We start from the raw sequence: 22,850 nt of genomic DNA on the forward strand, positions 1-22,850 counted from the left end.
CACCGGAAGGACCCCGTGTCAGCCACACCTGAAGCAGTCTCCCTCGCCCGCACCGCCGCAGCAGGCGCCGCCGAAAGGCTGGGATCGGACATCGTCGCGCTGGATGTCAGCGCGCAGCTGGTCATCACGGACGTGTTCGTCGTCGTGTCGGCCTCCTCCGAGCGCCAGGTGGCCGGCATCGTGGACCGGATCGAAGAGCTCCTGCTCGAGCGTCACGAGGCGAAGCCGGTGCGCAGAGAAGGCAAGAGCGGCGGCCGGTGGGTACTCCTGGACTTCGCCGACATCGTGGTGCACGTCTTCCACCAGGAGGACCGGGAGTTCTACGCGCTGGAGCGCCTGTGGAAGGACTGCCCCGTGGTGGACGTGGCAGACGCGGTCGCATCGGCCGAGGCCGTCTCGCCTGCAGACGTCGGTTCCGGGGAGGAATGACGATGGTCCGCTCGCTCACGCTCCTGCGCCACGGACGCACTGCGTACAACGCCGAAGGCCGTTTCCAGGGTCAGGTGGACGTCCCGCTCGACGATCTGGGCGAGGCACAGGCCCGAGCGGTCGCTGTGCATCTGGCCGGATCGTCGACGGTGTCCCGGATCGTGGCATCGGACCTGCGCCGCGCTGCGCAGACCGCTCAGGCACTGTCCGACGAAGCGGGTGTCGCAGTCGAGTTCGACAGCGCGCTGCGAGAGATCTCCGTCGGTGACTGGGAGGGCCACACTCGCGACGAGATCGCACAGATGTGGCCGGACGAGCTGGACGCATGGCTCGCCGGAGTCGACATGCGCCCGCCGGGGGGAGAGAGCCGTGATGAGTCGGCCACGCGCGTGCACGGAGCGATCACCCGACTGGTGGACGAATCCGATGAGGACAGCGACCTCGTGATCGTCGCGCACGGCGCGGTCATCCGCGGAGCGACGGAGATGCTGCTCGGGATGGAGCGCGGCGACGGTCGTCTGGGTGTGCTCACCAACTGCACGTACGCGAAGCTGAGCCCCGGTCGCGACGGCTGGGTGCTGCGCACATGGGGCGGAGGCGCCGAATCGGTCGCGCTCGCACGTCCCGGTGAGGACGCCGAGGTCGTCGCCGCACGCTGAGCGGTCATTCCACCAGGCCGCGTGCCAGCTCCAGCAGGGTGTGAGCCGACGCATCCCATGAGTGCACGGCGGCTCGCTGCGGCGCCGCTGCCGATGCCCGGGACCACTGGACCGGGTCCTCCAGCCTGCGGACGGCGCGGGCGAAGTCCTCTGGGTCGTCGGGATCGGCGAACAGCGCGGGGGAGTCCACGCCCTCAACCGCGCCTGCGATCTCGCGGAAGATCGGCATGTCCGTCACGACCACGGGCACGCCGCGGGACAGGGCCTCGACGACGGGCAGGCCGTATCCTTCGGCGCGCGAGGCCGTGACGAGCGCCGTCGCACGATCCAGCAGGGCGGCGTAGTCCTCATCGCTGATCCCCCGGTGGAAGACCGCACGTGCACCGTCCGGGATGAGCGCGCGCAGGGCGGCCTCCCTCTGCGGTGAGATCCCCGACGCCAGGTGCAGGGTGTATCCCGGCAGCCATGTCAGTGACCGGACCAGGGCCTCGGCGTTCTTGTAGGGCAGGAAGGCGCCCATGTAGACGAGGGTGCGCGCGTCGTGCCCGCTCGCGCGCTCGGGGAGGGGGTCGACCGGGTCGGCCGCGTTGGGGATCACCGTGAGGGGTCGATGGGTGAGTGAGTGCTCGACCATGAGATCGCGCGTGGTCTGTGACACCGTCGCCACGGCATCGGCACGGTTGAGCAGCAGTCGCTGCGGCTGATAGGACGTGTGGAAGGCGCGCCACAGTCCCCGGATCGGCAGCGGGAGATCCCGCGGCGGAGTGGGGTGGTCGTAGTAGATGAGATCGTGCAGCGTGAGGATGAGCTGGTAGTCCCTGCCCCACGACCCCATTGTCTGCATCGGTGAGAAGACGACGTCGGGTGCGAGACGGTTCACCTGGCGGGCCAGGAACGGCTCGGCCGGGGACGTGGGCGAGGAGATCCGGTGGGTGAGCACCGGAGGCAGCATGTCCACCTGTCGGGGGTCGCTCACGAGAGCCTCGACGGTCACGGACGGATCGTTCGCGGTGATCCGCGTGAGAGCTGTGAGGATGCCTGCTCCGTAGCGGGAGATGCCGTCGTGCCGCGGCCAGCGGGTGTACCTCGCGTCGAACAGGAATCGCATGTTCTCCAGCGTATCCGCCCGGCCGATCGAGTGCGTCAGCCATTTTGCACGTCTTTCACACGACTCTGTAGGGTGAAGAAACTGAAATTTCTACCTCCGGGCGACTCTGTCACTTCCGCGGGGACCTGACAGTGAACCGGAGGTGGGCGAGGATGTCGATCGTGTGGACACTGGGCGTGCTCGCGGTGATCGTGTTGCTGACGCCGGCCATCACCGCGCGCCTCGGCAGGCATGCGGGCTGGGTGCTCGCGGCGGGATACCTCGCTGCGACTGCGGCCTTCCTGCCGGCGGTGCGGGCGGCTCTCGACGGGGCACCGCTCGAATGGACGCGCCCGTGGATCCCGGGCCTGGGAGTCGAGCTGGCCTTCCGCGCAGACGGGATCGGCGTCGTCTTCACACTCATCGCCCTGCTCGTGGGCGCGGCTGTGCTCGCCTACTCCACCGGCTATCTGGGCCGCGGCCGGCAGCTGAGCTTCTACTGGCTCATGTGCACCTTCACGCTCGCGATGACCGGGCTGGTCCTCACCGATGATCTGCTTGTCCTCTTCCTCTGCTGGGAAGTGACCAGCCTCGCCTCGTTCCTGCTCATCGCGCGGTCCGGCACCACGGCCGAGCACCCCTCGATGCGGACCCTGCTCATCACCTTCCTCGGCGGGCTGACACTTCTCGCGGCGATCGCCGGGATCATCGTGGTCACCGGCACGACGCGGATCAGCGAAGCTCTCACCTCGTCGGCCTGGGACGGTGCTGATCCCGCGCTCGTCTCGACGATCGCCGTGCTCGTCGCGGTGGCGGCGATGACGAAGTCCGCGCAGTTCCCGTTCCACTCCTGGCTGCCCGACGCGATGGCGGCCGCGACTCCCGTGAGCGCCTACCTGCACGCTGCGGCGGTCGTGAAGGCAGGCGTCTTCCTGCTCATCCGCTTCAGCCCGGCCTTCCACGACGTTCCGGCCTGGAACGTACTCCTGATCGTCGCGGGACTCCTCACGACCGCGCTCGGCGGCTGGTTCGCACTGAACCAGTCCGACATCAAGAAGCTCATGGCCTATTCCACGGTCAGCCAGCTGGGACTCATCACGGCCGCGATCGGCGTGGGGACGGAAGCCGCGCTGGTGGCTGCGGTGCTCCACGTGATCGCACACGCGCTCTTCAAATCCGGCCTGTTCATGATGGTGGGCGTCGTCGACCATGTGGCCCACACCCGTGAGGTCGGGAAGATCCCGCGGCTCATCGGACGTGCCCCCGCCTCGTTCGCGGTGGTCGTGCTGGGCTGCGCCTCCATGGCAGGGATCCCGCCGCTGCTGGGCTTCGTGTCGAAGGAGTCCGTGTTCACGGGTCTGCTCGACGCACCCGGCGGTGCCTGGGCGGGCTGGGCGGCCCTCCTCGCCGGCGCCGCCGCCTCGGTCCTCACGTTCGCATACTGCGCCAAGCTCGTCTTCGGGTCGTTCGTCGACGGACCCCGGGTCCAGGACGATGAAGTCGGTGCGCAGTCGCCGGTCATGCTCGTGTTCGCGGCGCTGCCGATCCTCGCGTCCGTCCCGCTGGCCTTCATGCTCCCGCAGCTCGAGCGCCTGGTGGTCCCCGCGGTGACAGCGGCACTGCCGGGCACGTCGCCGGAACCGCACCTCGCACTGTGGCATGGGCTCACCCCCGAACTCTTCGCGACGATGGCGATCGTCGCGATCGGCGTCGTCATCATCCTCGCGCGCCGCAGGGTGTGGCGGTTCTTCGATCGTGCGGTTCTCCCATTCGACGGAGCGGACGTCATCAACGCGGTCGAATCGGCGTTCATCCGCCCCGCACACGCCCTCACCCGCTTCACGGAGCCGGTGCGCGCCGCACGGCACGTGGTGCCGGGCCTGGGCCTGCTCTCCGTCGTCATCCTGGCGGGAGTCGCGGCGATCATGCAGGGACCGGGCCTGTCCGCCCCGCAGGAGGGCCTCAACCGCCCCATCGATGCGATCCTCCTCGCACTCATCACGATCGCAGTCGTGGTCGCGTGCCTGGCGCGGTCGAGGATGACCGCCATCGTGGCACTGTCCGCGGTCGGCATCCTCGCGACCGTCCAGATCATGTCGCTCGGTGCTCCGGACGTCACCCTCACCCAGCTGCTCGTCGAAGCCATGACGATCATCATCATGATGCTCGTGCTGCAGAAGCTCCCCCGCACGTTCTGGAAGTATCCCCGCAGGTTCCAGCTCAAGCGCGGGGCGTTCGCCCTGGTCGTCGGTGTCGCCATGGGCATCGCGACGTGGGCGCTGCTGGGTCGCCGCGAACGCTCCGACCTCGCGATGTACTACCTCGAGCAGGCTCCCGAGATCTCCGGCGGCGACAACATCGTCAATACGATCCTCGTCGAGTTCCGTGCGCTGGACACGCTGGGCGAGCTCACTGTGCTCGGCATGGCGGGGATCGCGATCGTGGCGGTCATGTCGTCTGTGCGCGATCGGTACATCGACCCTCCCGCCGCGGACGTTCCCGAAGTGCCGCGCACCCCGTACGTGAGGCTCGGACACGCCGCGTCTCAGCGTGCCGTGTTCGTCGCGTGGCCGAACGTCATCCCGGTCCAGCTCACGGTGCGTCGTCTGATCCCGATCCTCGTCATCACGTCGGCGATCGTGTTCTGGCGCGGGCACAACGAGCCGGGCGGAGGCTTCATCGCCGCCCTCATCGGGTCGGCAGTCATCGGGCTGCTCTACATGTCGACGACCACGGATCGAGCGATCGGTCCACCGCAGGCGCCGGTCGGTCTGATCGGCGGCGGTGTGCTCATCGCGGTCATCACCGGTGGGGTGGGCCTCATCTTCGCCGGGTCGTTCCTCGAGCCGCTGCACGGCTACTTCCTGGGCGAGCACTTCACGACGTCGATGCTGTTCGACGTGGGCGTCTACTTCGCGGTGCTCGGTCTCATCCTCATCAGCTTCAACCTGTTGGGAACCTCGGACTCCGCGTTCACCCCCGCGGGCGACGACGTCCTGGTCGAGGGGACCATGATCCGAGACGTCGACGATGATGCGACAGAGAGCACGCGTGAGCGCGTCGACGAGATGGTGTACGGCGAGATGTCGGGCCCCATGGACTCGGTGCGCGGCGAGCGCCCCTCCTGGTGGAGCCGGAGCCCGGCCCAGCGCAGGCGGAGCGTGGGAGCGCACACGGTGTCTATGTCCCGCGGTCGTGAGTCGGAGGAGAGCGGATCATGATCCTCGCAGTGACAGTGGCGGTCCTGGTGACCGGCGGTGTGTACCTCACGCTCCAGCGCTCGATGGTCCGCGCGGTCTTCGGGATGACGATGATCTCGCACGCAGCGAACTTCATGCTGCTGGCCTCCGGTGTGTCCGCGTGGCGCGGGGAGCCGATCAACGGCCGCACTGACGTCGCGGTCGCCGCTGACCCGCTCCCGCAGGCGTTCGTCCTCACCGCCATCGTCATCACGCTGGCGATCACCATCTTCATGTTGTCGACCGCTGTGTTCGGCCACGACGACGACCAATACCGTCTGCCGGAGACGGGGGAGGAGCGCTGATGGAGAATCCTCCCGTCGCAGCACCGGTCGATCCCGCACTGCTGCTCCTGCTCGTCGCCGTGCCGCTTGCCGCCGCTGCGCTGAGCACCCTCGTCAAATCGCGGACATTCGACCGCACACTCCTCATCGGAGTGCCCGTCTTCGTGGGCGCTGCGGCGGTCGTGCTGCTGGTGATCCACGCGGATCACGCGGTGCTCGCCCACTCCGTGGGCGGGTACCTCAACGGGCTCGCGATCCCGTTCGTGTCGGACAGCTTCGCCGCGCTGCTCCTGCTCGTGACGAGCGTCGCGTCCGTGCTGTGCGGCTGGTTCCTCATCTCCACGGGCGAAGATCAGTACCGCTTCGTGCCCGCGCTCATCCTCATGATGCTGACGGGTGCGTATGGAACGATCCTCACGGGTGACCTCTTCAACATGTTCGTGTTCGTCGAGGTGATGGTGCTGCCGTCCTACGCGCTCATCGCCGTGACGGGGACCTGGCGCCGGCTGGGCGTCGCGCGGATGTTCGTCATCGTGAACCTGCTGACCTCGACGCTGCTCCTGGTGGGAGTGGGCTTCGTCTACGGGACGACGGGCACGGTCAACATCGGGACCCTCGCGGCGATGGACGAGATCGACGCACCGGGCCAGCTGGCTCTGGGCCTCGTGGTCGTGGCGTTCCTCATCAAGGCCGGCGCAGTGCCCGCGCACACGTGGCTGGTGCGGTCGTACCCCAACACCTCCGCCGGGATGATGGCTCTGTTCTCCGCCCTGCACAGCAAGGTCGCGATCTACGCCATCTTCCGGATCTACGGCACCGTCTTCGGCGAACCGCCCGCATGGACGTGGGCGCTGGCGGTCGTCGCGGTCGCATCGATCCTCGTGGGCTCGCTGTCCGGCATGGCGGAGAATCGCGTGCGCAACACGCTTGCCGTGCAGATGACATCCGGCGTGGGGCACATCCTCGTGGGAGTGGTCCTGCTCACGTCAGCCGCACTCCAGGCGGGAATCTTCTACACCGTCCACCACATCCTCACGATGGCGGGACTGCTCCTGATCTTCGGAGCTGTGGAGCAGACCTACGGCACCGGCCTCTATCGGAAGCTGACGGGACTCGCGAGGCGAGAGAAGGCGACTGCCGTCCTCGTCGTGCTGGGGCTCTTCTCGCTCGTGGGGCTGCCTCCGACATCGGGACTGTGGGGCAAGGTGGGGCTGGTCGTGGCGGCCGCCGTCCCGACCGACGGCGAGTCCACATCCGTCATGGGGTGGGTCCTCATCGCGGCGATCATCCTCGGCTCGGTCCTGAGCCTCTTCGCGCTCATCCGGCTGTGGCGCGGCGTATTCTGGGGCGAGGACCCGGACACGTACTATCCGGACGGTCGTCTCACCGGCCGATCACGGGCGACGACCCTGACCGCCGATGTGCGGATACCCACCCGGCTCCTCGTCCCGGGCGCGGTCCTCATCGGACTGTCCGTGGTGCTCTTCATCGCACCGCAGCCGCTCATCGACGTGACGCAGAGATCTGCGGACGGACTGCTCTCCAACGGCGACTACATCAGGGCGGTGCTCGGCCATGGTTAATCCGCTCCGGCTCATCGGATACTTCCTCTGGATCGGCAAGGAGATCGTGAGCGGCACGGTCGACATCGTCGTCGCTCTCATCACGCCGCGCGGGTACAGCAGCCCCATGATCGTCCAGCTCCCGCTGCGCTGCACAACGGATCTGGAGATCGCGATGTTCGCGTCGTCCATCACGATCACTCCCGGCACACTCGTCGCCGCGATCGCGGCGAGTGACGGGGCCGAGGATCCGCCCACGCTGTTCGTGCACGCGCTCTTCTCCGATTCCGAGGAGGAGGCGATGGATGGTCTCTACGACATGGAGGCGCGATTGCTGACGGCGATGCGCGGGAAGCCGCCGCGCCCGGCGGTCGAGGTCTTCGGGAGTGGTGCATCATGACTGTCGTCTTCTGGTTCGCGATCCTGATCTTCGCCGTCGCGATCGCTGTGGGACTCGTGCGCGTGGCCTCCGCGAAGGATCTGGGCTCACGTGCGATCATCGGCGACCTCGTGTACTTCGCCGCGATCGGGATCCTCACGCTGATCGCGATGCTCACGAACGTCTCGATCATGCTCGATGTGATCTTCCTGTCGTCGCTGCTGGGCATCCTCGCGACGATCGCACTGTCCCGCATCCTCACGAGGGGGCACCGCTGATGACCACCGTCGTCGATGTCTTCATCGCGTTCTGCGTCCTGAGCGGTTCCCTGCTGGTGCTCGTGAGCGCACTCGCGATGTTCCGCGCGAAGGACGCGCTGTCCCGCATCAACGTGTTCTCACCGGCGACCGGGCTGGGCATGCCGCTGGTCGTCCTCGGATGCTACGCCTACACGCTCCAGCAGGAGGGGTTCTCCGTGTACCGCCTGCTCATCGCGATCATCGCGTTCTTCTCACTCATCATCGTGAGCTCGATCGCCTCCAACACGCTGTCACGCTCGACCCTGCTGTCCGGGTCACCTGTCCACCGCTACACCAGACCCAATCGCCTGGCGTATGCACAGGGCGAAGACCCCCGCGAAGACGGGGCTGCCGGGGGACGAGGATTCGGGGACGCACAGGGGGAAACACAGGGGGACGCACAGGACGATGACGACCCGACGGCGAGCTGAGCGACTCGAGGCTTCTCTGGCAGAGCGTCTCAGGCCCCGTCCACCGTGCGCGCGAACCGTTCGATCGCGTCGGCGACAGCGGCAGGGCGCTCGTAGTGGAGCAGATGTCCCACTCCCGTGAGTGTCTGCGCATCGACCGGGACGTGCTGGTCGCGCAGGTCGGCTACGAAGCCGGCCGCGGCCTCGATCGGAGCGATGAGGTCGTCGTCGCCGGCGACCACCAGCAGCGGGCGGGACGCATGTGCCAGCTCATCCGCGACCTCGGCGACGGTGTGCTCGATCGAGACCTGGTAGGCCTCTGCCAGTGACCGCCGGTCTGCATAGTCGGAGAAATGGCGGGCGTGCTGGTCGTGGATGAAGCGCCTGGTCATCCGGTCCGACGACGTAGCCATCACTTCGCTCATGCCGCGGACGATGAGAGGGTGCGCCAGCAGCGCGGAGCCCAGCCGCTCCGGGAGTGCGGCGCCTGCGGCGTAGTAGAGCCGGGTGAGCTGCGTGAGCACTCGCGCGGAGCCCTCGAGGGCCGGCTGGACGATGGGGGAGAGCAGTCCCAGACCGGAGCTGATGTCCGGGCGCTGCGCATAGGCATGTGCGGCGAGCGCCGACCCGAAGCTGTGGCCGATCAGGATCGGTCGTCGTCCGGAGGCTGCTTCGCACGCGCCGCAGAGAGCCCGGATGTGGGCGGTGAAGGCTGCGAGGTCGAGCCCGCGCTCAGGCGGGGGAGCGCTGCCGAATCCGGGGAGGTCGGGCACCCAGACATCGCGGTCGCGCAGCTCGTGGGCGATGAGTGCGAGGCCGTGGTGGTCCCCGCGGAATCCGTGGATGAGGACGATCGGCCTGCGGCGCGTCGACGACGGCTCTGCCGGGCTCCTCGCCGGATACAGCCATACTGCGGGTGGGGCGGCTGCCGTGGGTGCGGCTGCCGTGGGTGCTGCGGCCCGCACGGCAGCGGCCTGCGCCGACGAGTCCGGTGATGGATCAGCTGAGAGCGGCCAGGGGAAGTCGGTACCGGCGACGAGCCTCTGAGAGGGCGGGAACTGCATGGTGAGAGTCTACGGTCACCACCCCGCCGCTCGTTTTGCATTCGCATGGGAGTCGACCTAATATGTATCGAGTCGCCCGCACGCGGGAGGCACCTACGGGGGTATGGCGCAGTTGGTAGCGCGTCTCCATGGCATGGAGAAGGTCAGGGGTTCGAATCCCCTTACCTCCACGTAGAGCAGCAATCAGGAGAAGCCCCGTCGCATGACGGGGCTTCTTCGCATTCAGCATTCGGCCGTCAACCCGGGACCTCGGCCCTCGGCCCGGGACCCCAGCCCTCAACCCGGGACCTCCGCCTCCCCGTGGTCCGGGGCCGGGCCGAAGAGGAAGCGTCGGCCGGAGATCCTGTGGAGGTCGACGGCGATCACGGTCGGCTTCCACGCGGCGATCCACGGGACCAGCCCGGCTGCCTCGACCTTCGCGAGCTCATCGGCGGCCTCGACCACTCGGGTCCTGCCGCGCGCGATGACGCTGGAGGCCCCGGACTCCGTGATCTCGTCGACTTCGAAGGCGGCGACCCGCGTGACCGTCGCGGCGAAGAGCTTGTCACCCGGTGCCGTGCGGATGTAGAGCGTTCCGAGCTCTGCGCCGGTGGTGTCGAGCGCGTAGTTGACGGGGAAGATGTACGGTTCGCCCGCGATGACGGTGACGAGGCGGCCCAGGCGGGGTGCGTCCAGGAACTCGAGGGACTCCTCCTCCGTCAGACTCTGCATTGCCTCGTGGTCCTGCATCGTTCTCACCCACTTCTTCGTGTGTCGGATGACCTCATGATAGTCGGCCCTGCGAGGAACGGTCGTATGCTCGAGCATGTATAAACTTTCGTTCGTGCACGAAATCGACGTAGCATCCCAGGTATGGGGCGTCGTGAGCAGATCGTCGAATCCAGCCTGCTGGTCGTTGCGGAGAGCGGGCTCAAGGGCCTGACGCATCGCGCGGCCGACAAGCGCGCGGGGCTCGCTGAGGGCAGCACGGGAAATCTCTTCCCGCGGCGGGACGACCTCATCCGCGCGATCCTGCGACGCCTCGAGGCGCGCGATGTCGCATCATTCGCAGAGGCGCACGCGTCGCGCGTTTCGTCACCCGATGACCTCGCCGCACTGCTGGCACACGGCGTGGAGCAGATGCTCGCGCCCGAGGGTGAGACCCTGACCCGGGTGCGCTTCACGATGATGCTCGCCTATCCGCAGGCGACGGAGGCGTTCCATGCCCGGTTCCTGCGCACCCTCGAGAAGGTCATGGTGCGCGCGGGTGTGGACGACGACGTCGAGGAGCGGGCCCGCGCCGTCTCCTCCTGCTTCGACGGGTTCCTCTTCCATGCGCTCTCCGTCGATCCGCGTCCCGTGGACACGAAGGCGGTGGCAGGCGCCTTCCGCGTCCTGCTGAGCGGCTCTCAGCCGAATCCCTGATAGGAGAACGACATGACCGAGGACCCCTCCACTCCACTGGCCGAGCCCGCTGGCCGTCCACCGGCCGGACGTGCTGCCGCTGCACCTGCGGGACCTGCTGCCGTCGTGTCGGGACTGAGCGCGTTCCCACTCACACCGATCCACGACGGTCGGATCGACGAGGCCGCCGTCGTCCGGATCATCGAGCGGCTCGCGGGTGCGGGCGTCGATTCGATCGGCGCGCTCGGGTCGACGGGGTCATACGCCTACCTCACCGGCGAGGAGCGTGCACGAGTCGCCCGGCTGGCGATCGAGCACGCGGGTGACGTCCCGGTGATCGTGGGCATCGGTGCTCTGCGCACCGAGCACGTCCTCGAGCTGGCAGAAGACGCGCAGTCCGCCGGTGCGGCTGGGGTGCTCCTGGCCCCCATGACCTACCAGGCGCTCACACCCGACGATGTGTACGGACTCTACGAGGACGTCACCGCTGAGCTGTCCGTCCCACTGGTCGTCTATGACAACCCCGGAACCACGCACGTGGCGTTCACGGACGAGCTCTATGCGGCGATCGCCTCCCTGCCCCACGTCGCGTCCTTCAAGATCCCGGGTGTGCCGGCGGACCCCGCCGAGGCCCGGGCCCGCATCGCACAGCTGGCCGCCCTCCTGCCCGAGGACGTGAGCCTGGGTGTCTCCGGTGACGCGTTCGGCGCCGCAGGACTGCTGTCGGGCTGCGATGCGTGGTACTCCGTCATCGCCGGCATCCTGCCCGACGAGACGGCAGCGATCGCACGTGCGGCACAGGCGGGAGACGCCCAGGAGGCTCAGCGCAGGAGCGACCTGCTCCAGCCCGTGTGGGACCTCTTCGCCGCCCACGGCAGCCTGCGGGTGGCGGCATCGATCGCGGAGCACCTCCGGCTCGCCGCACGCCCGAGCCTGCCCCGTCCCGTGCGCGGACTCACCGACGCGCAGCACGCTGAGGTGGCAGCCGCTCTCGACACGTTGGGAACTGCACCATGACGGAGACAGGGGACCAGCGCTCCGCGTACCCGACGGCGGAGACCGTCGAGGACTTCGCCGCCAACCTGGCGGACGTACGATCACGCATCGACGCGGCGGCGGCACGCAGCGGACGTGACGGACGGGCTGTGAGGCTGCTGCCCGTGAGCAAGACGGTGCCCCAGGAGCGCATCCGGCTGGCCGTCGCGGCGGGCTGCACGCAGCTGGGGGAGAACAAGGTCCAGGAGGCCGTGCGGAAGCACGGGGAGATGTCTGACCTGGACGTCGACTGGGCGGTCATCGGTCATCTCCAGCGGAACAAGGCCCGCGATGTCGCAGCATTCGCAGCGGAGTTCCACGCGTTGGATTCGCTGCGCGTGGCGGAGGCCCTGGACCGCAGACTGCAGGCGGCCGGTCGAGGGATCGATGTGTACGTCCAGGTCAACACGTCAGCGGAGGAGCAGAAGTACGGCCTCGAACCGGAAGCCGTGCAGGATGTGCTCGAGGCGCTGCCGCAGTTCAGCTCCCTGCGCGTGCGCGGACTCATGACGCTGGCGGTCTTCACGACGGACACCGACAGGGTGCGGGAGTGCTTCCGCGTCCTGCGGACCGTGCGCGATCGGGCACGGTCCGCGGATCCCGCACTCATCGGACCGGGAGAGCTGTCGATGGGCATGTCCGGTGACTATGAGGCAGCCGTCGAGGAGGGAGCCGACGTCGTCCGGGTCGGGCAGGCGATCTTCGGAGCCCGCACGACCCCGGACTCGGACTACTGGCCCGGGCTGACCTGAGGACTGACTGTTCCGCTCAGTCCTCTGCAGCCTCGGCGGACGGCGTCGCGGTGGGAGATGCCGCGGGCGGTGGAGTGGGCGCGGCCGCGGGCGTCGCCCGATCCGGAACAGTCCCGCCGCTGCGGGCCTCCATGGCGCCCCGGAGGAACTCGCCCAGGTCCAGACCCGTCGTGGACTTGAGCATCTCGATCGTCTCCCGCATGCCCACGGAGACGTTCTTGCTGAGCTTCGCCTCGCCGTCGGAGGAGACGACGGAGAGGGACTCGATGTTGCTGTAGGGCGCGGCCAGTTCGTGCGCGATCTTCGGCAGCGCCTCCAGGATCTGGGAGAGCACGGCCGCTTCGTTGAACTGCTTGTACGCCTCGGCTGATGCGAGGACGGCCTCGGCCTCCGCCTTGCCCTTCTCGGAGATCGAGCTGGCCTCCGCCGCACCCTGCAGCTTGACGGCCTCGGCATCCGCGCGTCCGCGCTCGGAGATCGACAGAGCCTGTGCTCGCGCATCGATCTCGAAGGCCCGCGCCTTGTTCTCCGATTCCGCCAGTGCGGCCTGTGCTGCCTGCTCGCGCTTGTAGCGCTCAGCATCCGCGCGGCGCTCGGTCTCATACCTCTGCGCGTCGGCGGGCTTGCGGACCTCGCCGATGAGCTCGCGCTCCCGCAGCTCATTCTTCTGCTCCGCGATCTTCTGCTGCTCGTCCAGGATGCGCTGCTCCTGCTCGCGTGTCGCGAGCTCCTCCGCGGCTGCAGCGGCCGCGCGCTGGACCGCTGTCTCCTTCTGGATCTCCGCATTGCGCAGGTCGACGGCCTTCTGCGACTCAGCGATGTCCTGCCGGTCGCGGTTCTCCGACTCCGTCGATTCGCGCAGCGATTCGGATTCCGCGATGCGCGCCTTCTTCGCGACGAGTGCGGCCTCCGGCCGACCGAGGTCGCGCAGGTAGTCGCTGTCGTCCTCGACGGAGATGATCTGGAAGGTGTCGATGACGAGGCCCTGGTTGTTCATCGATCCCGCGGCGTCATCCTGCACCTGCGAGGCGAAGCTCGCGCGGTCCCGGAGCACCTGCTCGACGGAGAGTGTGCCGACGACGGCGCGCAGCGTGCCGGAGAGGATCTCCTGGCAGTACGACTCGATGCTGTCCTGCTGGTCGAGGAAGCGCTGAGCGGCCTTGCGGATATCGCTCATCTCCTCGCCGACCTTGATCTGGGCGACACCCTTGAGGCGGAGGAAGATGCCGTTGAGCGAGTAGCCCTCGACCTCCACCTGGATCTGGCGGGAGCTGAGTGACAGGACGTGCGCGCGGTCGAAGAGGGGGCGGACGATCGCGCGTCCGCCCACGACGATCCGCGCACCGTCCTTGAGATCGATGTCGCCCTTCTTCGCGGGGGCGCGCCCCGTGATGACGAGGGCCTCATTGGGGGCCGCGACGCGATACGCGCGGATGAACATGATGAACGCGATGAGGCCCACGACCGCGAGGACCACGACGACTGCGCCGATGATGATGACGGATTGCACGAGAGTGCCCCTTCGGTGGTGCGGCTGGTGTCTTCAGCCTATACGCAGGATTCGCGCGGGGACTCGTCAGAAGCGGTGCAGAATTGGCTCATGACGTCACCGCATCCCACCGCGAGCACCGCTCAGCCTCCTGACCGCAGCTCCTTCGCCGGCCGCCTCATGCTGCAGGTCGCCGCGGGCATGGAGGAGATGGACCGTCTCCAGTGGAAGGTCGTCGACTGGGTGGAGAGCGGCGGCAGGGCGGAACGTGCAGACGGTGACCTCGGTGACCTCGGTGACCTCGGTGACCTCGGTGAGGCGGGTGAGGCGGGTGAGGTCGGTGACGCGGACGACGCGCTGCTGCTGCTCGAGGACCTGGTGCGTGCTCATGACGCAGCAGTGGGCGAGCGGAGTGAGGACACCGTCGCCCTCCTCCAGGCGTTCGGGGAGCTCCAGGGGGAGCACGGGATCCTGGCGGTCTCCTCGGACATGGACCGGAGGGGCGCACATGCCGCAGGCGAAGCACTCAGCTGTGTCGTTCCGGATGTGCGAGGGTGGCTCACCCTCGAGCAGACGGCTGTCGAGGAAGCGGTGCTCACCGGCCGCCTCGTCCTGGGCACGGCGGGACCGGTCGTGGACACGGCGCTCGCTGTGCTGTGTGCCCACGGTCTGGCGGCTGCGGTGCTGTCCACACCCGATGGCGACGACGCGGTCGTCCTCGACGGGTTCGTCTACGCGTCCCCGCGCGATGACGCCGGGGCGCTCGCAGCAGTCCACATGCGCGGACCCCGCTTCGAGGTGGTCCAGACGTCCGGCGTCTCCTCCGCGACGTTCCTCAGTCTGCTGACCGGTCGGCCGGGCACGTCGGCGTCCGCGGCTGTGGCTCCCGTCCGCGTCTGGAACGGCTTCGGATGGCTCCTCGAAGCGGACGGGGACACGCTGCGGCTCCGCCACCTGCGATCTCCGTGGTCGTATACGGCGCCGCTGGGTGGCGACGGGGAGACGGGCGAGCTGGTCGATGCACTCATCGCCGGAGACATACGGAAGCTGAGAGCCCACCCGTGGGAGCGCAGCCATTCTCAGCAGCCCTCTCGCGCGCCGGGGAGCGCCCGCCACCCATCCTCCGGCACTGTGTACCCGCCTGATCGCCGCACCCTGCCGGGGTCGATGATGCTCATGGTCGCATCCGGCATATCCCGGTCGTACGACGATCTCCAAGCGGAGGCGCTGTTGCTCGCGGACGGTCATGGCGTGCTCACCCCTGAAGAGGCGCTGCTGCTCCTGGACGATGTGCTCACGCTCCACGACGAGGCGGTTGGCACGTTCTCGACCGACTTCTTCCGAGCGATGACGGCGTTCCAGAGCGTGCACGACCACGGCCTCGCGATGGGACTGCCAGCGGGGCGATCCACCACGGCGCGTGAGAGCGCCGACCAGGTCGTCGACCTCGTGCCGGGAGCGGTCGGTCGGGCATGGGCGGAACGGCGATCCTTCGAGCAGGCGGTCCTCACCGGCTCCCTCCCGGTAGCCGTCGGCGGTGCCGACCCGATCAAGGATTCCACGGATGCGGCAGCGTTGGCGGCTGATGTCTTCAGGGATGGGGGCCTGGATGTGCGGTGGGATGGGTCGGCGCACTCTCGTGTCGTGCTCGAGCCGCTGGACTGGGCGCTCACCCATGATGCGGGAGAGGAGCTCACGCTGCGTCGGGTGTGGGGCCCCGGAACGGGGATGCTCGCCGACGAGCAGGTGACCCCCGAATCCGTGCTCGCCGCGGTCCACTCGATCGATGGCCGCCGAGGCCCTGCCCACCGTCGCGTCGAGGTGTGGACGGGACAGGGCTGGCAGCTGGAGGTCGAACGGAGCGTCGTGCGGCTCACGCACGTGCGCTCGCCGCGTGTGCACACGCGGCGGCGGCCCTCTCCGAACGTTCTGGGCGAGTGGATCGATGCGTTCCTCGCCGGACGGATCGCGGATCTGCTGGCGCACGACTGGGAGGTGAGCACACCTGGGATCGTGGCGAAGCGCAGGAAAGGTGGGCGCGGTCCGGCGACCCGGATGCATCCCGCCTTCTCGACTGCTCATCCGCCAGGGGACGGATCGCTGGAGGGCACCCTCATGCTCGATGTGGCGATCGGCGTGCACGACGTCTCCACTCTGAGCACGGAGGCGGCGGAGCGTGCGGGTTCCACGGACGAGGCGGATTCCACTGAGGAGCAGGGGACGTCGCTGGTGGACGATCTCATCCGACTCCACGACGAGGTGGTGGAGGGCGCTGATTCGTCCGTGGGCCCGATCATGGCCGCGTTCGCTGCGCTGGAGAAGCGGGGGATCCTCGTGGTCCTCGGCGCGGCAGACGTGCAGTACGGTCACGACCAGGGGATCGAGCGGGTGGGCGCGCTGATCGCAGAGGACCCGGGGGCCACGGTCCGCGGGTATGTCTTCAGCCACGACCAGGACCTCGCACGCGCGGTGCAGGACGGTGAGCTGCTCATCGGGTTCGGCGCGGTGCCGGCTACTCGCAGTGCAGATGCGGCGATCGCTGCGGAGGCGGTCGCCGCGCTGCGTGCCCAGGGGCTCGACGTGGAGTGGGACGGGCATGCAGGATCGAGGATCACGGTCGATCACGTGGTCTGGGCGGCGCCCGCAGGCGGTGGTGCCGATGACGTGCAGACGTGGCTGCGGGGGTGCTCCGATGACGAGCACGACGGCGCCGACCAGTCTCGGGTCCGGACTGTCTGGCTGACTGATCGGTGGGGATCCGAGTCGGATGGCGCCGCGGCCTCGGACGCGACAGGGATCGTCCAGGCGTTCGCCGTGCTCTACGGCGCCCTGTTCGACGAGGCGTACGCGGATGATGCGGAGCACACAGTGGTCGCCGTGACCGACAGCGACGGGTGGGCGCTCGAGTTCGGTCAGGCCTCGGCGTCACTCGAGAACGTGGAGGCGAACGCGCCTGCCCCGTCGCTTCGCGGAGCGCTGACTGACAGGGCAGAAGCGCTCGCACTCGTGGAGACCTTCCTCTCCGGGGGTGCCGAAGCCGTCCGGGCTGGCCTGCGAGCCCAGAGCTGAGCCGCTCAGCCGCCAGCCTGCAGCCGCCAGCAAAAGCCGACGACCAGCCTCAGCGGTCCTCCGACGTCCGTTCTCCGTCGTCACGGGCGGTGCGGATCGACGGACGGACGGCCTCGACCTCGTGCGTGGAATCCGGCACGGCTGGGATCGGTCCGGAGCTGGGCGGAGTGGGCGGTGTGAGGACCGACTGGTACGAGTGCTCGTGCGAGTACTCGAGGAACGACAGGTGCGTCTCGTACCGGTCGAGCACGTCGTCGATGATCTGCTGGGCGGTCAGGCCCATGAGGTCGTAGCCCTCGGACCCGGTGTGGGTGAAGACCTCGATCTGGAAGTACACGTCGTCGCCGCGTGCGGCATTCCGCGCCCCGAACTCGGGGACGCGATAGGCGACGGCCGTGACCTGGTAGAGGAAGCTCCGGTGCTCGCCCATGTCGACTCGCAGCAGCGTGTCGGTGAGGCCGGTCTCCTCGTTGGTGGAGCGGGACAGATCGATCTGGCTGCCCTGTGTGCGGAACTCCGTGGCGACGGCGTCGAGTGCCGGACGCACGATCTCCTCGAGGAACCGTTCGGCCGACCGCTCGGAGGGATAGGAGCGCATGCCGGCCAGTCGCTGGCGCCAGGTCTTCTCCGGCGCCCTGCCGCCGTGGGCCGCGGATCCGCGATGGCGACGGGACCTGCCCTCCCGCTCTGCGCGCTCCATCCTGAGGACCTTCGAGAAGGACGCCATGACGAGATACGCGATGACCGTGACCGGCAGCGCGAAGATGAGCGTCGCGTACTCCATCGTCGTCACGCCGCCGGCGACCAGCATCGAGATCGTCAGCAGTGCGGTGAGCAGCGCCCAGAAGATGCGCAGCCACTTCGCCCCGTCCTGCGAGGGGTCCGGGATGGTCGAGGAGAAGTTCGACATGACCATCGCGCCGGAGTTCGCACTCGTGAGGTAGAAGAGCAGGCCGGACAGCGTGGCGAGGCCGATGAGGAACGCCGCGCCGGGGAACTGTTCGAGCAGGGCGTACCAGCCCTGCTCCGGGGAGTCGATCGCAAGCTGTGCGAAGTCTCGATCACCGGAGAACACGCGGGCCAGCGCGGAGTTGCCGAAGATCGACACGATGAAGAAGTCGCAGAGCACGGGGGCCGTGATCGCAGCGATGACGAACTCGCGCAGGGTGCGACCACGGGAGATGCGGGCGAGGAACAGCCCGACGAAGGGGCCCCAGGCCAGCCAGAACGCCCAGAAGAAGAGGGTCCAGCCGCCCATCCACTCAGCGCCGCCCTCCTGGTAGGCGAACGTCTGGAGGGTTCGCTCCGGAAGGCTGAAGATGAATCGGCCGATGTTCTCGACCAGCGCGTTGAGGAGGAACGCGGTCTGACCGGTGACGAGGATGTATACCATCATCGCGGCGCAGCTCCAGAGGTTGAGCTCGGAGATGATCCGGATGCCCTTGTCGACGCCGGAGGTGCAGGCGGCGATGGTCATGACGACCGCGACGGCCACGAGCGCGATCTGCAGTGCGAGGCCCTGGGGGAGGCCGAACAGCCAGGAGAAGCCCACGTTGAGCAGCACGACGCCGATGCCCATCGACGTCGCGACGCCGAACACGGTGCCGACCAGCGCGAAGATGTCGATGACGTCACCGGTCGCACCGCGGACGCGCTTGCCCAGCAGCGGGTAGAGAGCGGCGCGGATCGAGAGGGGCATGCCCCACCGGTACGCGAAGTAGCCCATCGCCATGCCGAGCAGCGAGTACATCGACCAGCCGGCGATGCCGTAGTGGAACATCGTCCACACGACCGCGTCCTGCGCGGCGGCAGCGGATTCCGGCTCCGCGTTGACCGGCAGGAGGAACTGGGTGATGGGGCCGGTCACGGAGTAGAACAGCATGTCGATGCCGACCCCTGCGGCGAAGAGCATCGCCACCCACGTGAAGAGGTTGTACTGGGGCCGCGAGTGATCGGGGCCCAGGCGCACCTTGCCCTCCTTGGACAGCGCGACCCACAAAACGAAGACGATGACGATCGTGACGGTGACGACGTAGAACCAGCCCAGGTTCGCAGCGATCCAGTCGACGGCCGACTTCATCGTCGACTGGGCGGAGTCCGGCTGGAGGATCGCCCACACGGAGAAGGCGACGATGATCAGTGAGGCTGAGAGGAAGACCCTCCAGTTCACGCGCGCACCGGGGTGCTGCGTGAGCTCGGTGCGTCCGCGCTGCAGCTCCTCGCTGGAGATCGGAGGACGACCCTCGGCCTCGGTCGCGCTGCGGTGAGACTTCCGCTCCGTGCCGCCGAACTTCTCGCGTTCGACCACGGGACGCTTCGCCTGATCGTCGACTTCAGCCATACAGTAGATCCACACCTTTCGCCGGTGACGAGGGATTCATGCACGGGGCGGAGGATTCTCTGACAGAGCTCCGAGCCCGCGCACAGAGCAACCTGCCCTACTGTAGCGGCGTCCTCATGAATATCGAACAGGAAGTCGTTTGTCTATCGAACGGCATGCGTGATGCGGAGCACTGTGGACTGTCATCGATAGCCCCGCGGATCCGCATCGTGACGCTTGCTGCTCTCTGTGAATGCGCTGGTGCGACGCCTGCTCAGACGGTGTAGCGAAGATCCACGATGGCCGGCACATCGGAGTCCGGCAGCAGGTCGAGTGCGTCGGATGCTGTGAGGAAGTCGACACCGGCGCGCTCGTGGTCGGCGAGCGCGTACGGCTGCGTCGAGATCGTGAGGCCCGTCGTGCGACGGAGGCGACGGATCTCGCCCCGGACGGTCGCTGTGGCTGCGGGGTCGTCGTACAGGGCCTCGGCGAGCGCGCGTGCGGTCCACGCCTCGCGGGAGGCGAGCAGTGCCAGTAGCTCTGCGCGCCGCTGCGACAGCTGGGTGCGCGACCCGTCGGCGCCAACGACCTCCGGCCGGTGGCCCAGGAGGCGGATCGTCGTGGTCGGACGTCGCGGCGGCTGCGCCGCTGCCGGCAGGAGCGCTTCGGCCAGCCTGACTCCGCATCGGACGAGTGCTGCGCTCTCCGCGGTCGCGAATCGCACGGGGAGGGACACGTCGAGCACCCCGACGACCGTCCCGCCGGAGTCCCGGATCGGAGCGGCCGAGCACGTCCACGTGTGATGGGCGCGGACGAAGTGCTCCCCGGCCGTCACGTGCGTCATGCCGCCGGTCTCCAGCGCGCGGCTGATGCCGTTCGTGCCGATCCCCGCCTCCGACCAGTCCGCGCCCTCCGCGAACGCGATCCGGTCGGCGCCGCGCATGGCCTGCGGGCTGCCCGACCGCCACAGCACGATGCCGTCCGCATCGGAGAGGACGACGAGGTGCCGTCCCGCCGCCGAGGTGTCTGCCACCGCCTGCACGACCTCCCCTGCGATGCGGCTCAAGGGAGTCCGGTCGCGTGCCAGCCGCAGGTCGGAGTCCGTGAGGATCCGGTTGGGCATCTCCTGGTCCGGTCGGATCCCCGCGTCGCCGCTGCGCCGCCAGGCGGCGAGCATCTGGGGATCAGCGGAGGAGGTTGGGATCGAGTCGCCGAAGACCGAGTCGCCGAAGACCGCGTCGTGGGCCGCGACGGTGCGGCGCGCGAACACGGTGGGGTCGGTGAACCTGAGAGACGGATGCAACGTCGTTGACACCCCCTTGCGGCGAGACTGTGGAGCACGCTCCGACTGTGACGCATGTCATGGTCGGAGAGTACCGACGGTACAGGACGCAGGAGACTGCGCACAGGAACCAGCAGCAGGACATGGCACGAAGGAGTGGACATGACCGATACACGGATCGACACCCAGACGGATACTCAGACCGATACCCAGGCAGACACCCAGTCAGATACTCAGACGGACACCCAGACAGGCGCCGGCGGCAGCCCGTCGACGGCCGTCCAGGAATGGTTCGCGGCGTTCGACGCAGCGCTCACCGCTCATGATGCGGCTGCCGCTGCAGAGCTCTTCGAGGAGGACGGGTACTGGCGCGACTTCGTGTCCTTCACCTGGAATCTGCGCACCCTCGAGGGGCGCGCGCAGATCCGCGACATGGTGGCGGCGACCGTCGAGCACACCGGACCATCCGGGTGGGCGCTGTCGGAACCCGCGACCGAGGCTGACGGAGTGGTCGAAGCCTGGATCACCTTCGAGACGCGGGTCTCGCGCGGCTGGGGCCATCTGCGACTGCGTGACGGACGCGCCTGGACGCTGCTGACGACGATGCAGGAGCTCAAGGGGTTCGAGGAGAGGAAGGGCCCCCGGCGCGAAGCCGGAGTCGACCACGTCATCACGAAGGGACGCCGGACGTGGCGAGAGGCGCGTGAGGAGCATCAGGCTCGCTTCGGCATCCAGGAGCAGCCCTATGTCGTGATCGTGGGCGGCGGTCAGGGCGGAATCGGGCTGGCGGCGCGGCTCAAGCGCCAGGGCGTGCCGACGATCGTGGTGGAGAAGAATGACCGCCCCGGCGACTCGTGGCGCAAGCGGTACAAGTCGCTCCACCTCCACGACCCCGTCTGGTACGACCACATGCCGTACCTGCCGTTCCCCGACGACTGGCCGGTGTTCGCCGCGAAGGACCAGATCGGCGAGTGGCTCGAGCACTACACCGGGATCATGGGACTCGACTACTGGTCCGGCACGGAATGCCTGGGCGCGGAGTTCGACGACGCGGACGGCACGTGGCGCGTGCGCGTCAACCGACGGGGAGAGGACATCGAGCTGCGGCCCACCCACGTCGTGTTCGCGCTGGGCGTGTCCGGCTACCCGCACACCCCGGAGTTCGACGGCGCAGACACGTTCGCAGGCGAGCAGTGGCACTCGTCGGAGTTCTCCGGCGAGGGCGACTTCGCGGGGAAGCGCGCTGTCGTGATCGGCTCCAACAACTCCGCCCACGACATCGCAGCCGCGCTGTGGGAGAAGGGCGCCGAGGTGACGATGGTGCAGCGGTCGTCGACGCACATCTCGCGCAGCGCATCGCTCATGGATCTGGGGCTGGGGGATCTCTACTCCGAACGGGCACTTGAGAACGGTGTGACGACGGAGAAGGCGGACATGCTCTTCGCGTCGTGGCCCTACAGGGTCCTGCCGGATGTCCAGGTCCCGATCTATGAGGCGATGGCGGAGCGGGACAAGGACTTCTACGCCGCGCTCGAGGCCGCAGGGTTCGACCTGGACTTCGGCGAGGACGGCTCCGGCCTCTTCCTCAAGTACCTGCGCAGGGGATCGGGCTACTACATCGATGTGGGTGCCTCGCAGCTCCTGATCGATGGCCGGGTCGCGCTCGCCCGCGGTCAGGTGGCGCGGATCGAGTCCGACGCCGTCGTGCTCGAGGACGCAACGCGCCTGCCCGCGGATCTCATCGTCTACGCGACCGGCTATGGGTCGATGAACGCGTGGCTGGCGGACCTCGTGTCCCCGGAGGTCGCCGATCGCGTGGGCAAGGTCTGGGGCTTCGGCTCCGACACCACCCGGGATCCGGGACCGTGGGAGGGCGAGCTGCGGAACATGTGGAAGCCCACGAACGTCGAGCAGCTGTGGATCCACGGTGGCAACCTCCACCAGTCGCGCCACTACTCGCGGTACCTCGCGCTGCAGCTCAAAGCGCGGATGGAGGGCATCGAGACGCCGGTGTACGGGCTCCAGGAGTCGCACCACACCCGGTGAGGGGTAGGGGCTCGCAAGAGGCAGGGCTGATGAAAGGCAGGGCTGATGAAAGACAGGGCTGA

19 protein-coding genes and 1 tRNA gene are annotated in these 22,850 nt (G+C 68.2%); 14 read left to right on the forward strand and 6 right to left on the reverse strand.

Annotated features, from left to right (window positions below; genetic code table 11):
* The first annotated feature begins 15 nt into the window (after positions 1 to 15).
* Positions 16 to 429, forward strand: coding sequence for a ribosome silencing factor (gene rsfS / locus FM105_RS05680; RefSeq protein WP_087006076.1), 414 nt, complete (start codon positions 16 to 18; stop codon positions 427 to 429).
* A gap of 2 nt (positions 430 to 431) precedes the next feature.
* Complete coding sequence (locus tag FM105_RS05685) at positions 432 to 1,088, forward strand: histidine phosphatase family protein (RefSeq protein ID WP_087006079.1); 657 nt, start codon at positions 432 to 434, stop codon at positions 1,086 to 1,088.
* A 4-nt stretch (positions 1,089 to 1,092) separates the two neighbouring features.
* On the opposite strand, the gene FM105_RS05690 is transcribed toward FM105_RS05685, so the two are convergent.
* Positions 1,093 to 2,196: a glycosyltransferase family 4 protein gene (locus FM105_RS05690; RefSeq protein ID WP_087006082.1), complete on the reverse strand. Its 1,104-nt coding sequence runs from the start codon at positions 2,194 to 2,196 to the stop codon at positions 1,093 to 1,095.
* Positions 2,197 to 2,348: 152 nt separating this feature from the next.
* Here FM105_RS05690 and FM105_RS05695 point away from each other — a divergent pair, with 152 nt between their 5' ends.
* The 6 genes from FM105_RS05695 to FM105_RS05720 are packed head-to-tail and all read left to right on the forward strand — an operon-like array spanning position 2,349 to position 8,369.
* Positions 2,349 to 5,396, forward strand: coding sequence for a DUF4040 family protein (locus FM105_RS05695; protein ID WP_179207089.1), 3,048 nt, complete (start codon positions 2,349 to 2,351; stop codon positions 5,394 to 5,396).
* Positions 5,393 to 5,719 carry a sodium:proton antiporter gene (locus tag FM105_RS05700; RefSeq protein WP_087006085.1) on the forward strand — a complete coding sequence of 109 codons (327 nt, stop codon included), beginning with the start codon at positions 5,393 to 5,395 and terminating at the stop codon, positions 5,717 to 5,719. Before FM105_RS05695 ends, FM105_RS05700 begins: the two co-directional genes overlap by 4 nt.
* A complete protein-coding gene (locus FM105_RS05705) occupies positions 5,719 to 7,281 on the forward strand; it encodes a monovalent cation/H+ antiporter subunit D family protein (protein ID WP_087006088.1) in 1,563 nt (520 codons plus the stop codon). The genes FM105_RS05700 and FM105_RS05705 overlap by 1 nt, the downstream gene beginning before the upstream one ends.
* Positions 7,274 to 7,660: a Na+/H+ antiporter subunit E gene (locus FM105_RS05710; protein ID WP_087006090.1), complete on the forward strand. Its 387-nt coding sequence runs from the start codon at positions 7,274 to 7,276 to the stop codon at positions 7,658 to 7,660. The genes FM105_RS05705 and FM105_RS05710 overlap by 8 nt, the downstream gene beginning before the upstream one ends.
* Positions 7,657 to 7,917, forward strand: a complete 261-nt coding sequence (locus FM105_RS05715) for a monovalent cation/H+ antiporter complex subunit F (RefSeq protein WP_087006093.1) — start codon at positions 7,657 to 7,659, stop codon at positions 7,915 to 7,917. The genes FM105_RS05710 and FM105_RS05715 overlap by 4 nt, the downstream gene beginning before the upstream one ends.
* Complete coding sequence (locus FM105_RS05720; RefSeq protein ID WP_087006096.1) at positions 7,917 to 8,369, forward strand: cation:proton antiporter; 453 nt, start codon at positions 7,917 to 7,919, stop codon at positions 8,367 to 8,369. The genes FM105_RS05715 and FM105_RS05720 overlap by 1 nt, the downstream gene beginning before the upstream one ends.
* Positions 8,370 to 8,398: 29 nt before the next feature.
* Here the strand turns inward: FM105_RS05720 and FM105_RS05725 are convergent, their stop codons facing one another.
* A complete protein-coding gene (locus tag FM105_RS05725; protein ID WP_087006099.1) occupies positions 8,399 to 9,412 on the reverse strand; it encodes an alpha/beta fold hydrolase in 1,014 nt (337 codons plus the stop codon).
* A 97-nt stretch (positions 9,413 to 9,509) separates the two neighbouring features.
* On the opposite strand from FM105_RS05725, the gene FM105_RS05730 reads away from it, so the two are divergent.
* A tRNA-Ala gene (locus FM105_RS05730) sits at positions 9,510 to 9,582 on the forward strand.
* Positions 9,583 to 9,688: 106 nt separating this feature from the next.
* Here the strand turns inward: FM105_RS05730 and FM105_RS05735 are convergent.
* Positions 9,689 to 10,141 (reverse strand): pyridoxamine 5'-phosphate oxidase family protein, encoded by a 453-nt coding sequence (locus FM105_RS05735; RefSeq protein WP_256970261.1) that lies wholly within the window; start codon positions 10,139 to 10,141, stop codon positions 9,689 to 9,691.
* A 123-nt stretch (positions 10,142 to 10,264) separates the two neighbouring features.
* Here FM105_RS05735 and FM105_RS14515 point away from each other — a divergent pair, with 123 nt between their 5' ends.
* Genes FM105_RS14515 through FM105_RS05750 form a run of 3 tightly spaced genes read left to right on the forward strand, consistent with a single transcriptional unit; the run spans position 10,265 to position 12,582 of the window.
* The gene (locus FM105_RS14515) at positions 10,265 to 10,816 is read left to right on the forward strand and encodes a TetR/AcrR family transcriptional regulator (protein WP_143275833.1); all 552 of its coding nucleotides are present in this window, start codon (positions 10,265 to 10,267) and stop codon (positions 10,814 to 10,816) included.
* A 12-nt stretch (positions 10,817 to 10,828) separates the two neighbouring features.
* Positions 10,829 to 11,812, forward strand: a complete 984-nt coding sequence (locus FM105_RS05745) for a dihydrodipicolinate synthase family protein (protein WP_087006108.1) — start codon at positions 10,829 to 10,831, stop codon at positions 11,810 to 11,812.
* Entirely contained in the window at positions 11,809 to 12,582 is a 774-nt protein-coding gene (locus FM105_RS05750) for a YggS family pyridoxal phosphate-dependent enzyme (RefSeq protein WP_087006111.1), read from the forward strand. The genes FM105_RS05745 and FM105_RS05750 overlap by 4 nt, the downstream gene beginning before the upstream one ends.
* 16 nt (positions 12,583 to 12,598) lie before the next feature.
* On the opposite strand, the gene FM105_RS05755 is transcribed toward FM105_RS05750, so the two are convergent.
* The gene (locus FM105_RS05755) at positions 12,599 to 14,092 is read right to left on the reverse strand and encodes a flotillin family protein (RefSeq protein WP_256970256.1); all 1,494 of its coding nucleotides are present in this window, start codon (positions 14,090 to 14,092) and stop codon (positions 12,599 to 12,601) included.
* 90 nt (positions 14,093 to 14,182) lie between these two features.
* Between FM105_RS05755 and FM105_RS05760 the strand changes: the two genes are divergently transcribed.
* Positions 14,183 to 17,140, forward strand: coding sequence for a DUF6891 domain-containing protein (locus FM105_RS05760; RefSeq protein WP_143275834.1), 2,958 nt, complete (start codon positions 14,183 to 14,185; stop codon positions 17,138 to 17,140).
* A 49-nt stretch (positions 17,141 to 17,189) separates the two neighbouring features.
* Here the strand turns inward: FM105_RS05760 and betT are convergent, their stop codons facing one another.
* Together betT and FM105_RS05770 are read right to left on the reverse strand one after the other, a co-directional pair.
* Positions 17,190 to 19,481 carry a choline BCCT transporter BetT gene (gene betT / locus FM105_RS05765; protein ID WP_087006117.1) on the reverse strand — a complete coding sequence of 764 codons (2,292 nt, stop codon included), beginning with the start codon at positions 19,479 to 19,481 and terminating at the stop codon, positions 17,190 to 17,192.
* A 253-nt stretch (positions 19,482 to 19,734) separates the two neighbouring features.
* A complete protein-coding gene (locus FM105_RS05770) occupies positions 19,735 to 20,763 on the reverse strand; it encodes a helix-turn-helix domain-containing protein (RefSeq protein ID WP_143275835.1) in 1,029 nt (342 codons plus the stop codon).
* A 141-nt stretch (positions 20,764 to 20,904) separates the two neighbouring features.
* Between FM105_RS05770 and FM105_RS05775 the strand changes: the two genes are divergently transcribed.
* Positions 20,905 to 22,788, forward strand: a complete 1,884-nt coding sequence (locus FM105_RS05775; protein WP_087006123.1) for a flavin-containing monooxygenase — start codon at positions 20,905 to 20,907, stop codon at positions 22,786 to 22,788.
* Positions 22,789 to 22,850: the final 62 nt, after the last annotated feature.

It is taken from the genome of Brevibacterium yomogidense, assembly GCF_900163715.1.
GTDB lineage: Bacteria > Actinomycetota > Actinomycetes > Actinomycetales > Brevibacteriaceae > Brevibacterium > Brevibacterium yomogidense_A.